Below are 12,021 nucleotides of genomic sequence, written 5' to 3'. Positions count from 1 at the left end.
AGGGAGCAGTGATCGTTGTTGATCCTGAGTTACCTTACTCTTCAGGTTCATTGGTTGTTGCGCGTTTGGATGATTCGAAAGAAGCAACCTTTAAGCAGTTAGTTATTGATGGTGAACAGAAGTTCCTAAAACCTTTGAACCCCCAATACCCTGCAATACCGATCAACGGCAACTGCACCATCATTGGTGTAGTACGACAAGCTATCATCGATTTTTGGTAGTATGACCCTAGTAAGTTTTGTCGTTGAACTCGGATTCTGAGCGAACCGGTTATAGCTCAATGTTGGACTCAGGTTTTTTATAATTTTATTGATATGTGTGTAAATAAGCACTGATTGAAATTGCGGGTATGAATGCGGGTATGGTTACCATCGCTGTGATGAAATTTACAATTAAAACAATGAGTTAATGCCTGTATGCTACTTATCATTGATAATTATGACTCCTTTACTCACAATGTCGCGCGCTACTTTTGGGAGCTAGGTGCGAACCTAAAAGTAGTGCGTAACGATCAGATAACCCTTGCTGAAATCGCTGCGCTACCACTCACTGGTTTAGTGATTTCTCCAGGCCCTTGCACACCAGATGATGCTGGGATTAGTCTTGCCGCTATTAGAGAATTTGCAGGACGTGTTCCGATTCTAGGTGTGTGTTTAGGGCACCAAGCCTTAGCTCAGGTGTTTGGCGGGAAAGTCGTGCGTGCCGGCACCGTCATGCACGGTAAAACTTCGTTGTTGCAGCATCAACAGCAAGGGCTGTTTGCCGGTTTGCCTACTCCATTCAAGGTGGCTCGTTATCATTCCTTGCTGGTACAGCCAGACAGCCTGCCGCCAGAATTAGTGGTTGATGCTTGGGTTGAGACTGCTGCTGGCGAGATCGAAATCATGGCACTGCGACATCAGCAGCTTCCGGTCTGGGGCGTGCAATATCATCCTGAGGCGATAGAAACTGAATTCGGGCATGAGCTATTTGCCGCCTTTTTACGCCATTGTCAGGCTCCCGATGAAACCCAGTTAGCAACGCCTTAAGAACAACTTAATATGCAGCAAAAGGGCTAGCTGATGCATAATTATGCAGCGGCTCTGCAAGCTTAGCTAACCACCTCTCTAGCCCGCATTTTTTCTACGCTGTAAGCACGACAACGGTGCTTTTTTCTGCGATAATAGCTGCACTTAAAAGTGCTTTAATCGATAACAAAACGAGGCAGCTATGACTAATAAATTATCCGTAACTCGCGCCACCTTTGATGACGTGATGGTACCCAACTACAACCCAGCGCAGATGATTCCAGTGAAAGGCGAAGGGTCACGCGTGTGGGACCAAGCCGGTACTGAATATGTCGATTTTGCCGGTGGTATTGCGGTGAATTGTTTAGGCCATTGCCACCCAGCGATGGTGCAAGCGTTAACTGAGCAGGGCAACAAACTGTGGCATTTAAGTAACGTTTTCACTAACGAGCCAGCGCTGCGCTTAGCGCAAAAGTTAACTGACGCTACCTTTGCCGACCGGGTTTATTTCGCAAACTCAGGCGCAGAAGCGAACGAAGCCGCATTAAAATTGGCGCGACGTTGGGCGTTAGATAAATTCGGACCAGAAAAAGACCAAATTATTGCCTTTAACAAAGGTTTTCACGGCCGTACGTTCTTTACTGTAACAGTAGGTGGTCAAGCTGCTTATTCGGACGGTTTTGGGCCAAAACCTGGTGCCATCGAGCACGTTGATTACAACAACTTGGCCGCATTAGAAGCGTTAATGTCTGATAAGACTTGTGCGATCATGATGGAACCTTTGCAGGGTGAAGGTGGTGTTATTAGCCCTGATGCAGAGTTTGTCAAAGGCGTGCGTGAGTTGTGTGATAAATACAATGCGTTGTTGATTTTTGATGAAGTGCAAACAGGTTTTGGGCGTACCGGTAGTTTGTATGCTTATCAACAGCTTGGCGTAACCCCAGATATTTTAGCCTCAGCTAAGTCGCTAGGTGGTGGCTTCCCGATCGGTGCTATGTTGACGACAGCAGAGATTGCCGCTCACTTAAAACCTGGTACTCACGGCAGCACTTACGGTGGTAACCCGTTGGCTTGTGCTGTTGCTGAAGCGGTATTCGATGTAGTGAACACCGATGACGTGTTAGCTGGTGTGAAACAACGCGAACAGTTGTTCAAAACCACCCTACAGCAAATCAACGAAAAATACGGTGTGTTCCAAGATATCCGTGGCCAAGGTTTGTTGTTAGGTGCGGAGCTAACTGAAAAATTCGATGGTAAAGCTCGCGACTTTTTAAATGCAGCAGCCGCTGAAGGTGTGATGGTACTAGTGGCCGGGCCAAGTGTGATTCGTTTTACGCCGTCGTTGATTATTCCAGAGCAAGATATTCTGGAAGGGTTAGCGCGCTTTGAACGAGCTGTTGCCAAGCTAGCTGGCTAATCCTCACGGAGACACTTTATGTTAGTGGTTCGTCCGATAGCGCCGCAGGATTATGCGGCGCTTTATACCTGTGCAGTTGAGTCTGGACATGGTTTTACCTCGTTGCCGGTTGATGAAACCTTGCTCCAACGTCGTATTGCCAGAGCTCAAGAAGCCTTTGCCCGTGCTCATGTGAGTGAGCCTGGTGAAGAAGGCTACTTGTTTGTTATGGAAGATACCAAGTCAGGAGAGATTGTTGGCGTCAGTGGTATTGAAGCCGCAGTTGGCTTAACCGATTCTTTCTATCATTATCGGCTAGGTAAAGTCGTTCACCACAGTAAAGAGCTGGATATTTATAACGCGCAAGAAACCTTAACCTTGTGTAATGACTACACAGGTGTGAGCGAGCTATGTACTCTCTTTTTGCGCGAGCCGTTTCGCAAGAATATGAACGGTCGGGTGCTATCGCGCTTTCGGATGCTGTTTATGGCTGAATTTAGACAGCGCTTTAGTCCATTGGCTATTGCTGAGATGCGTGGTGTATCAGATGAAAATGGCGAATCTCCTTTCTGGGGATGGTTGCAGCAGCATTTCTTTCGGATGGATTTTACCCAAGCTGACTACCTTACCGGAATTGGCGAGAAAGCCTTTGTCGCACAATTGATGCCGCAGCATCCGGTGTATGTAAGTTTGCTACCACCGGAAGCACAGGCCGTTATCGGTCAAGTGCATGAGAATACGCGACCAGCCTTAAAAATGTTACAAGCTGAAGGATTTCGTTGTCGTGGCTATGTCGATATTTTTGATGCCGGACCTACCGTAGAAGCTGAAGTAGCAAATATTAAGAGTGTACGTGAGAGTAAGCGCTTACCAGTTAAAATCGGGCCGGTAACAGAATCAGCCCGTTACATTGTATGTAATACCCGCGTTGCGGATTTCCGCGCGATTCAAGCTCGCATTCAAGTACATGATGATCATGTGGTGATGGAAGCACGCCATAGCACCGCGTTGCGCGTTGAAGATGGTGACCAGGTGCGGATTGTCAGTCTGACAGGAGAACAGTAATGACCGATAAGAACTTATTTATTAATGGCGAATGGGTGAGTGGCGAAGGCGATTTATTTAAATCAATCAACCCAGCGCGAGATGAGATTATTTGGGAAGGCAAGGCCGCCTCAGCCGAACAGGTTGATACAGCAGTGCTGGCCGCGCGCGCTGCTTTTGTGGCTTGGGCTGATCGTAGCTTTGAAGAGCGCCTAGCTATTTGTAAGCGTTTTGCTGAATTACTAGAAGAAAACAAACAAAAATTCGCCCATATTATTGCTGAAGAAACAGGTAAGCCGGTATGGGAAACCTTAACCGAAGTCGCCGCAATGATTGGTAAAGTTGCGATTTCTGAGCGGGCTTATCAAGAGCGTACTGGTACCGTTGAAAACCCCATGGCAGGTGGTAAGGCTTTTGTGCGTCACAAGCCTCATGGCGTGGTTGCAGTTTATGGTCCGTATAACTTTCCTGGGCATTTGCCTAATGGCCACATTGTACCCTCGTTACTAGCCGGTAACACGGTAGTCTTTAAGCCCAGTGAAATGACTCCCAAAGTGGCCGAGTTTACGGTAAAACTGTGGCAGGAAGCGGGCATCCCTAAAGGTGTGATCAACTTAGTGCAGGGTTTGGTTGAAACGGGTAAATCATTGTCTGCACATATGCAGATTGATGGCCTATTCTTTACCGGGTCGTCAGGCACTGGTCATGTATTACACAAGCAATTTGCAGGGCGTCCAGATAAGATTTTAGCGCTAGAAATGGGTGGCAATAACCCACTACTAGTGAAAGACGTAACTGATATTGATGCTGCCGTGCACGATATTGTGCAATCAGCTTTCGTTACCTCTGGCCAACGTTGTACTTGTGCCCGTCGCTTGTTTATCGAAAAAAGCGCTAATGGCGACGCCATTTTGAAACGTCTGATTGAAGTTGCCGAACAGATTGAAGTAGGCGACTACGAAGCCGACCCACAACCTTTTATGGGTGCGATGATTTCTGCTAAAGCAGCCAGCGATATGGTGAAAGCGCAAAATGATTTGATTGATGCGGGCGCTAAAGTATTGTTAAAAATGCTCCAAAAAGATCATCATTTGGGCTTTGTCACGCCAGGTATTTTGGATGTGACTCAGGTGAAAGAAATGCCTGACATCGAGCATTTTGGGCCGTTACTAAAAGTGTATCGCTATACCGACCTTGATGCTGCCATTGCTGAAGCGAACAACACTCGCTATGGTTTGTCGGCTGGTATTTTGTGTGATAGCGAAGAAACCTATCGCTACTTCTTTAGACGGATTCGCGCCGGTATTGTGAATTGGAACAAGCCTATCACCGGAGCCAGCAGTGCGGCACCGTTTGGTGGTATTGGTGCAAGTGGTAACCATCGTGCCAGCGCTTATTATGCAGCTGATTACTGTGCTTACCCCGTGGCGTCAGTGGAAGCCGAGCAGGTGGTAATGCCGGAGAAATTAGCGCCGGGCTTAAATTTTTAATTGCGATAAATGATCTCTCACAAGTAGGAGCAACCTATGGCAGCAGCAATGCAAGCAGTAGTGAACTGGCGTGACGGTTTAGTGTTTGAGGCTAAATCAGGATCAGGCCACAGCCTGTTAATGGATGGCAATAAAGCTGAAGCTGCCAGCCCCATGGAATTAGTGTTAATGGCTGCTGGAGGTTGCTCTTCGGTTGATGTGGTATCGATTCTTGAAAAGGCTCGTCAGCAAGTCTCTGCAGTACGCTGCGAAGTGCAAGGCGAGCGGGCCGATGCAACGCCAGCCGTGTTTACTAAAGTGCATTTGCACTTTGTGGTAACCGGCACAGATATTGCGGATAAACATGTTGAGCGTGCGGTTGCTTTGTCGGCAGACAAGTACTGCTCGGTAGCGAAAATGCTAGAGGCCTCAGTGACCATTACCCACAGTTTTGCAATTGAGAATTCATAACTGATGAACTACCGTCATAGCTATCATGCTGGAAATTTTGCTGATGTGGTCAAGCACAGCCTACAATGGTTAGTATTAGACTACTTAGGTCAAAAAGATAAGCCGTACTGGGTGTTGGATACTCACGCTGGTATTGGTATGTATGACTTACAGGGCGAGCAAGCACAGAAAACTGGCGAAGCCACCGATGGCATAGCGCGGTTACTAGGCCGTGATGATATCCCTGCGGTATTACAATCCTATGTTGCTCAGGTGCAGCAACTTAACCCTACCGGTGAGTTGCGTTGGTATCCTGGTTCGCCATGGTTTTCAGCAGAGCAATTGCGCGCGCAAGACCAACTGGTACTGTGTGAGTTGCATCCTCAAGATAGCTTGGCATTAGCTGCTAACGTTAAACAGGAATTTGCTACTGCCGGTAGTATCAAAGTCTTAACTGAAACCAATGGTTATGCCGCGTTGAAAGGATTACTACCTCCACCGATTAAGCGCGGGTTAGTGTTGATCGACCCACCGTTTGAGCAGCGCGATGAATTACAAACCTTAGTTGCCGCTTTAGACGCCGCCACCAAGCGCTGGGCTACTGGCGTTTACGCCGTGTGGTACCCGATCAAAGACCCGCTTAGTATTGGCGACTTTCATCAGCAGGTAGCGCAACTCAAGCATGTGCAAAAGGCTTATGCCGTTGATATCTTAATTCGGGATGCGCAAGACCCGCAGACCTTAAATGGTTGCGGCATGCTATTCATAAATCCGCCGTTTGGGCTGCTACAACAGGTGGATGAGGTGATGAACTACTTAACCCCGTTACTTGCTCAGGGGCGAGGCGCACAGTGGCAGGGGGTATGGCTTACTTAAGCCATTCCACGGTGCCGCCGTTGGCCTTTTTCTCAAGAATTTCTTCAATCAATGGAGTTAGAATTAACTCCATTGCAAACACCATTTTGCCACCAGGTACCACCAAGGTATTCACCCGCGACATAAAGGCGCCATCGATCATCTGTAAGTAATAAGGGAAATCGACGTGCTTCATCCCGCGAAAACGAATAACCACAAAACTCTCGTCTAAACTCGGAATATCTTTAGCGCTAAAGGGGTTGGAGGTATCTACCGTTGGTACCCGTTGAAAGTTGATATGTGTACGCGAAAATTGCGGCACTATGTGGTGAATATAATCATCCATACTGCGAATAATGCTTTGCGTAACAACTTCTCTGGAATGGCCACGCTCGGAGGTATCGCGAAGCAGCTTTTGAATCCACTCCAAGTTGACGATAGGAACCATGCCAATTAACAAGTCTACATGTTGTGCAACATCATAATCTGCACCTGCAACACCACCATGAAGGCCTTCGTAGAACAATAAATCGGTGTGCTGGGGCAAGGGCTCCCAAGGGGTGAAGGTACCAGGTGTTTGGTTATAAGGCACAGCATCATCGAAACTATGCAAATAGCGTCTTACTTCGCCATTTCCGGTTTGGCCATACTCTCTAAAGAGCGCCTCTAACCGGGCAAAATCATTGGCTTCTGGGCCAAAATAGCTGATATGACGGCCTTGTTCTTGGGCTTTGCGTATGGCTAATTCCATTTCTGGACGTGAATACCGATGAAAGCTATCACCTTCCACGCACGCCGCATGAATGCGTAAGTTACGAAAAATATGTCGTAACGCTTGGCTGGTGGTGGTGGTGCCGGCGCCTGATGAACCGGTGACGGCAATGATAGGATGCTTGACCGACATGAGTCCTCCGCAAAGTTGAATGATTGTTATACGGACTCATTGCCGCGGGGTCAAGTTTTGTGCTGTACCTTCAAAAAATGTAGCAATTAGTAGTGTGGGGGGATCTCATCCTCGGGTTTTAAGCCATCGCTATCGCCGCGCTCTTGCAGTTGTTGGAACTTTTCCGACATAACTTGCATCTTACGCTGCAAGTTATGTAGCTGATCGGCTTGTTGAGTTACGAGTTGGTTTAATGTTTCAATAGTATCGTCTTGAAACGCTAATTGACTCTCTAAGTTCGCAATTCGATTAATCACATCATGATCGTGTTGAGCTGCCATAGGCAAACGCCCCTATTTATGTGTAGTATAGTTAGCGCGACGAATTACAACGTACTCTGACAGAGAATTCAATCCTGGAGAATAGAATGATGCAATTTAAAAAGCCTTTAGCGCTGGCCTTGGTAGCGCTTGCTGTATCTGGCTGTATGCAACAACAAGAAGAAGCGAAACCAACGGGCCCCGTGAGCTACCAAGTAAGCGAAACTGCCCCGGTAGATGAGCGCGACAAAATGGCTTATGCCTTAGGTTCTTCGGTAGGTACTTTTGTTGGCAAAACATTAGACCGTCAAGAAGAGGCAGACTTTTTACTTGACCGTGATCTGGTTATCACGGGTTTTGTTGATGCAGTAAAAGCTGAGGCTAAACTTAGCCAAGCAGAAGCTGAAGAATTATTGATGACCATGCAAGAAGTTGTGACTGAGCAGCGTCAGCAAGTTCTAGGTGGTAAGGCCCAAGCTGAAGGCGAAGCCTATCTAGCTGAAAATGCGCAACGCGAAGGCGTAACTGTCACTGAATCAGGCCTGCAATACGAAGTGATTAGCGAAGGTGCTGAAGGTGGCGCGCAGCCAACTGAAACCGATATCGTAGAAGTGCATTACGAAGGAACCTTAATCAACGGCGAAGTGTTTGACAGCTCAGTTGAGCGTGGTGAACCAGCTGTATTCCCTCTTAACCGTGTTATCGCAGGCTGGACTGAAGGCGTGCAGTTGATGAGCGTGGGTGATAAGTTCCGCTTTGTGATTCCAGCGGCGCTAGCTTATGGTGAGCGTGAAGTGGGTAATGGTTTGATTCCGGCTAACTCAACCTTGATTTTTGAAGTTGAGTTGCTAGACGTGAAACAAGCTCAAACTGCAGAAGACAACGCAGTAGACGCTGGTTAAGCCCAAGCGTCTACAGCAAGGAGCCATTAGAGCAGTTGATGCTGCTCTAGTGTGCTCAGTAATCTATCTTCAAATTCCATCCGTAGTTCTAATGCTTCGCCTAAGTGCGATAGATGCTGGTCGAACTGTTGTAACCCATTGTCTTCATTGATTTCGCCGTAAGCGTCATTGAAGTCTAGCGCAATTTCGGTGGTGTCGCTAATTAACGGAAAAACTTCGTTAGCTAATTCACGGGTACTTTGTGGTGCTTGTTGACTGTTGCGGATGATCTGGTCATACACTTCAAAGTGACCGGCCGATACGTAATCCATCAATAGCTCGCAAAAATGACGGATATCCTGAGCTGCCGGGAGTGCTTGTGAATCGCGTTCATAGGGCGCTAGGCCAGCTAATTTAAAATAATCCACTAATACTGCCTGTCGTTCTTGTAGCCAGGTATCTATAGCCTGATGAGCGCCACTCCAGCGTTGTTTGGCGTGTTCGTTGCGTTTTAACATGCAGTTCTCCGTTTGAATCATAGTCATCAATCTACTGATGATGCTAAGCTATCGTCAACTATTTTTGTTTGAAAAGGATAACATAAGCATGTCAAAGCCGTACCAAAAGCCTGCTGCTGACGAGCCAGCTTGGTGGTTTATTGTATCCGCGGGCGAACTACTGCTCAGTCCTACCGATAATCGACCTCCCCATGGGCAGTTAGATCAGTTGCCTTTGCCAGACTTGAATGACTATAAAGTGGTGTTCATTGGCGAGTTGCGTGAGCGCAATTGCTATTTAGTGATGGCTGATTTTGGCGACGCAGAATTTGCTGCGTTGGGCGATTTTCATAGCCTGCGTGAGGTGTTGGTGCAGCAAGATGATGATATGTTTGCCATGGCCGCGCGGGCTAAGCAAATAGCAGATTATCTGCAAACCCACCGTTTTTGTGGTCGCTGTGGAGCACGGATGCAAGCAGTTGACTGGGAATTAGCCATGCATTGCCATAGCTGCCAGCATCGTTGTTACCCGCGTATTTCACCTTGCATTATTGTAGCCATTAGAAAAGGCCGTAAGGTGCTGTTAGCGCGCGGTAAGCGCCATCCCGAAGGACTGTTTTCAGTCTTGGCTGGGTTTGTTGAGGCGGGCGAAACCTTAGAACAAACGCTAGCCCGAGAAGTTATGGAAGAAGCCGGTATTGAAATCAAAAATCATCGCTACGTGGCGAGTCAGTCCTGGCCTTTCCCGCATTCGTTGATGATAGGCTACACCGCTGAGTGGCGTAGTGGTGAACTCAGGCTTGACCCGTTTGAACTCGAGCAAGGCGATTGGTTTGATATCGACCAGCTGCCGCGAATCCCGTTACCGGGTACCATCGCCTATAAGCTAATAATGCAATTAAAAGCTGAAATTGATCAGGAAAAATAAGCCATTCGCTGGTAAAATAGCCGGCTAATATCAAGCCGGTTTAATTGGAATAGAGATTCTCATGACTGAATTAAAAAATGACTTGTACTTACGTGCTTTGTTGCGTCAACCCACCGAGCGCACGCCGATCTGGATGATGCGTCAAGCTGGTCGCTATTTACCAGAATACCGCGAGGTACGTAAGCAAGCCGGTGATTTTATGGCTTTGTGTAAAAACCCAGAGCTAGCTTGTGAGGTGACTCTGCAACCATTACGTCGGTTTGGTCTTGATGCTGCGATTTTGTTCTCAGATATTCTTACTATCCCAGATGCGATGGGCTTAGGTTTGTATTTTGAAACCGGCGAAGGTCCTAAATTTGAGCGGCCATTACGTGATTTAGCGGCTATCGAAAAACTAGCGGTGCCAGATCCTGAGTTAGAGTTAGGTTATGTGATGGATGCAGTGCGTACCATTCGCCGTGAGCTAAAAGGTCAGGTGCCATTGATTGGTTTTTCGGGTAGTCCATGGACCTTAGCGACCTACATGGTTGAAGGTGGCAGCACCAAAAACTTCAGTGTCGTGAAAAAAATGATGTTCGCTGAACCTCAAGCGATGCACTTGTTGTTAGATAAGCTGGCGCAGTCAGTGACTAGCTATTTGAATGCGCAAATCGCAGCCGGTGCGCAAGCGGTAATGATCTTTGATACTTGGGGTGGCGTACTAAGCCCACGTGACTACCGTGAGTTTTCGTTGCGCTACATGCAGCAAATCGTCAGTGGATTGACGCGCCACGCCGACGGTCGCCAAGTGCCAGTAACCTTGTTTACCAAAAATGGCGGCGCCTGGTTGGCCGATATGGCAGCAACGGGGTGTGATGCTTTAGGGGTGGATTGGACCACTGATTTAGCTACTGCACGCAGTTTAGTTGGCGACAAAGTTGCACTACAAGGCAACATGGACCCAAGTATTTTGTACGCCTCGCCAGAGCGAATTCGCGCAGAAGTTGCAACCATCTTGGCAAGTTATGGTCAAGGTACAGGGCATGTGTTTAACCTCGGTCATGGAATTCACCCTGAAGTGAATCCAGAACATGCTGGCGCCTTTATTGATGCCGTACATGAGCTGAGCCCGGCTTACCATCGTTAAGAGTTTGCGGTAAAGCCCGCTTATTCGGCGGTAAGCGGGCGCTCCTTACCACAGTACTGCGTTACAATAAGGGTATCTTATTTTTGTAAACGTAGTACTAGAGGGTTTATGGCCGCACGGAACGTCTTTAATCCAGTCAGCATTGTTGTCCTTATTCTGGCTGCAGCAGTAGCATACTTTTATTGGTTTGCTGAAGTTGCGCCCAAAGAAGAACGTCCACAAAACCCCGTCCCGGTTGAAGTGCAATCTGCACAAATCAGCGAATTCAGAGATGTGATTGAAGCGCTAGGTACGGCGCAAGCAAATGAATCCATCGTGGTGACTGCCCAAGCCCAAGAAATAGTGATGGCGGTGCACTTTGATGATGGTGATTTTGTTGAGGCCGGGCAGTTGCTCGTGGAGCTAGACTCACGTGAAGAAACCGCACGGGTACAAGAGCTTAAATTCCGTTTAGCCGAGGCCAACCGTCAGTATCAGCGTTTAGTAGACTTACGTCGGCAAAATGCTGCATCGCAGCAACAAGTAGAAACTCAAGATGTGTTAGTGAAAGAGATCATCGCTTCGTTAGAAGTGGCGGAAACGCAACTCGCACAAAAACGCATTGTTGCTCCTTTCAGCGGCCAACTGGGTATTCGCTATGTCAGTGTAGGCTCGTTAGTCGCCCCTGGCGACCAAATTACTACGCTTGATGACACCTCACCGATTAAATTAGATTTTAATGTTCCGGAACTTTATTTTGCTAGCTTGAAAGTTGGCCAAGAAGTTGCGGCACGCAGTGGTGCCTACCCCGGCGAAGAGTTTCGTGGCGTGATCCGCAGCATCGACTCGCGCGTTGACCCACTAACTCGTTCCATTTTAGTTCGAGCTAACATTCCCAACGAAGACAATAAATTACGTCCCGGCATGTTATTGCGGGTGAACCTATTGCGTAGTGTGGACGAAACCATGATCTTGCCAGAAAAGGCGATTGTTCCAGTCCAAGATCAGACCTACGTGTATGTGGTCACCAGCGACAATATGGCCAAGCAAGTGCCAGTTACTGTTGGCCGTCGTAAACCCGGTATTGTTGAAATATTGGATGGGATTAAACCTGGTGACAAGGTAGTTACTGAAGGCATGGTGCGTTTGCGCGACGGTGTTGCAGTCAAGATTCGGGAGGACTAAG

14 protein-coding genes are annotated in these 12,021 nt (G+C 47.7%); 11 read left to right on the top strand and 3 right to left on the bottom strand.

What is annotated here, in order from left to right; genetic code table 11:
- The 7 genes from NOG12_RS11545 to NOG12_RS11515 all read left to right on the top strand — a co-directional run.
- A partial coding sequence (locus NOG12_RS11545) for a LexA family protein (protein ID WP_313933324.1) occupies window positions 1-221 on the top strand: 221 nt, incomplete at its 5' end.
- A gap of 195 nt (window positions 222-416) precedes the next feature.
- Window positions 417-1,028 carry an anthranilate synthase component II gene (locus NOG12_RS11540; protein WP_313933323.1) on the top strand — a complete coding sequence of 204 codons (612 nt, stop codon included), beginning with the start codon at window positions 417-419 and terminating at the stop codon, window positions 1,026-1,028.
- Window positions 1,029-1,209: 181 nt separating this feature from the next.
- Window positions 1,210-2,424, top strand: a complete 1,215-nt coding sequence (locus NOG12_RS11535; RefSeq protein ID WP_110075473.1) for an aspartate aminotransferase family protein — start codon at window positions 1,210-1,212, stop codon at window positions 2,422-2,424.
- 18 nt (window positions 2,425-2,442) lie between these two features.
- Window positions 2,443-3,468 (top strand): arginine N-succinyltransferase, encoded by a 1,026-nt coding sequence (gene astA / locus NOG12_RS11530; protein WP_153827086.1) that lies wholly within the window; start codon window positions 2,443-2,445, stop codon window positions 3,466-3,468.
- Complete coding sequence (gene astD / locus NOG12_RS11525) at window positions 3,468-4,937, top strand: succinylglutamate-semialdehyde dehydrogenase (protein WP_153827087.1); 1,470 nt, start codon at window positions 3,468-3,470, stop codon at window positions 4,935-4,937. The genes astA and astD overlap by 1 nt, the downstream gene beginning before the upstream one ends.
- Window positions 4,938-4,985: 48 nt before the next feature.
- Window positions 4,986-5,387 carry an OsmC family protein gene (locus tag NOG12_RS11520; RefSeq protein WP_153827104.1) on the top strand — a complete coding sequence of 134 codons (402 nt, stop codon included), beginning with the start codon at window positions 4,986-4,988 and terminating at the stop codon, window positions 5,385-5,387.
- Between the two features lie 3 nt (window positions 5,388-5,390).
- Window positions 5,391-6,242, top strand: a complete 852-nt coding sequence (locus tag NOG12_RS11515; protein WP_153827088.1) for a 23S rRNA (adenine(2030)-N(6))-methyltransferase RlmJ — start codon at window positions 5,391-5,393, stop codon at window positions 6,240-6,242.
- Here the strand turns inward: NOG12_RS11515 and NOG12_RS11510 are convergent.
- Both NOG12_RS11510 and NOG12_RS11505 read right to left on the bottom strand, forming a co-directional pair.
- Complete coding sequence (locus NOG12_RS11510; RefSeq protein ID WP_153827089.1) at window positions 6,235-7,125, bottom strand: phosphoribulokinase; 891 nt, start codon at window positions 7,123-7,125, stop codon at window positions 6,235-6,237. The two genes, NOG12_RS11515 and NOG12_RS11510, sit on opposite strands and share 8 nt — an antisense overlap.
- Before the next feature lie 86 nt (window positions 7,126-7,211).
- A complete protein-coding gene (locus NOG12_RS11505) occupies window positions 7,212-7,445 on the bottom strand; it encodes a SlyX family protein (protein ID WP_153827090.1) in 234 nt (77 codons plus the stop codon).
- Between the two features lie 86 nt (window positions 7,446-7,531).
- Here NOG12_RS11505 and NOG12_RS11500 point away from each other — a divergent pair, with 86 nt between their 5' ends.
- Window positions 7,532-8,326 carry an FKBP-type peptidyl-prolyl cis-trans isomerase gene (locus NOG12_RS11500; protein ID WP_313933322.1) on the top strand — a complete coding sequence of 265 codons (795 nt, stop codon included), beginning with the start codon at window positions 7,532-7,534 and terminating at the stop codon, window positions 8,324-8,326.
- 26 nt (window positions 8,327-8,352) lie between these two features.
- Here the strand turns inward: NOG12_RS11500 and rsd are convergent, their stop codons facing one another.
- Entirely contained in the window at window positions 8,353-8,823 is a 471-nt protein-coding gene (gene rsd, locus NOG12_RS11495) for a sigma D regulator (RefSeq protein ID WP_110075466.1), read from the bottom strand.
- A gap of 88 nt (window positions 8,824-8,911) precedes the next feature.
- On the opposite strand from rsd, the gene nudC reads away from it, so the two are divergent.
- The 3 genes from nudC to NOG12_RS11480 all read left to right on the top strand — a co-directional run bounded on the left by nudC (window position 8,912) and on the right by NOG12_RS11480 (window position 12,020).
- Window positions 8,912-9,730: an NAD(+) diphosphatase gene (gene nudC, locus NOG12_RS11490; protein ID WP_153827093.1), complete on the top strand. Its 819-nt coding sequence runs from the start codon at window positions 8,912-8,914 to the stop codon at window positions 9,728-9,730.
- 61 nt (window positions 9,731-9,791) lie between these two features.
- Window positions 9,792-10,856, top strand: a complete 1,065-nt coding sequence (gene hemE, locus NOG12_RS11485) for a uroporphyrinogen decarboxylase (protein WP_153827094.1) — start codon at window positions 9,792-9,794, stop codon at window positions 10,854-10,856.
- 108 nt (window positions 10,857-10,964) lie between these two features.
- Entirely contained in the window at window positions 10,965-12,020 is a 1,056-nt protein-coding gene (locus NOG12_RS11480; protein WP_110075464.1) for an efflux RND transporter periplasmic adaptor subunit, read from the top strand.
- The last annotated feature ends 1 nt before the right edge of the window (window position 12,021 follow it).

The sequence above is a fragment of the Pseudidiomarina fusca genome, assembly GCF_032227045.1.
GTDB lineage: Bacteria > Pseudomonadota > Gammaproteobacteria > Enterobacterales > Alteromonadaceae > Pseudidiomarina > Pseudidiomarina fusca.
This window is presented reverse-complemented; position numbering and strand designations above follow the sequence as displayed.

Bases quoted from the DNA above. Each gene is read 5' to 3' on its own strand.
- NOG12_RS11535 (WP_110075473.1), top strand. From the start codon at position 1,210: ATGACTAATAAATTATCCGTAACTCGCGCCACCTTTGATGACGTGATG.
- rsd (WP_110075466.1), bottom strand. From the start codon at position 8,823: ATGTTAAAACGCAACGAACACGCCAAACAACGCTGGAGTGGCGCTCAT.
- nudC (WP_153827093.1), top strand. From the start codon at position 8,912: ATGTCAAAGCCGTACCAAAAGCCTGCTGCTGACGAGCCAGCTTGGTGG.
- NOG12_RS11515 (WP_153827088.1), top strand. From the start codon at position 5,391: ATGAACTACCGTCATAGCTATCATGCTGGAAATTTTGCTGATGTGGTC.
- NOG12_RS11500 (WP_313933322.1), top strand. From the start codon at position 7,532: ATGATGCAATTTAAAAAGCCTTTAGCGCTGGCCTTGGTAGCGCTTGCT.
- NOG12_RS11505 (WP_153827090.1), bottom strand. From the start codon at position 7,445: ATGGCAGCTCAACACGATCATGATGTGATTAATCGAATTGCGAACTTA.
- hemE (WP_153827094.1), top strand. From the start codon at position 9,792: ATGACTGAATTAAAAAATGACTTGTACTTACGTGCTTTGTTGCGTCAA.
- NOG12_RS11480 (WP_110075464.1), top strand. From the start codon at position 10,965: ATGGCCGCACGGAACGTCTTTAATCCAGTCAGCATTGTTGTCCTTATT.
- NOG12_RS11510 (WP_153827089.1), bottom strand. From the start codon at position 7,125: ATGTCGGTCAAGCATCCTATCATTGCCGTCACCGGTTCATCAGGCGCC.
- NOG12_RS11520 (WP_153827104.1), top strand. From the start codon at position 4,986: ATGCAAGCAGTAGTGAACTGGCGTGACGGTTTAGTGTTTGAGGCTAAA.
- astD (WP_153827087.1), top strand. From the start codon at position 3,468: ATGACCGATAAGAACTTATTTATTAATGGCGAATGGGTGAGTGGCGAA.
- astA (WP_153827086.1), top strand. From the start codon at position 2,443: ATGTTAGTGGTTCGTCCGATAGCGCCGCAGGATTATGCGGCGCTTTAT.
- NOG12_RS11540 (WP_313933323.1), top strand. From the start codon at position 417: ATGCTACTTATCATTGATAATTATGACTCCTTTACTCACAATGTCGCG.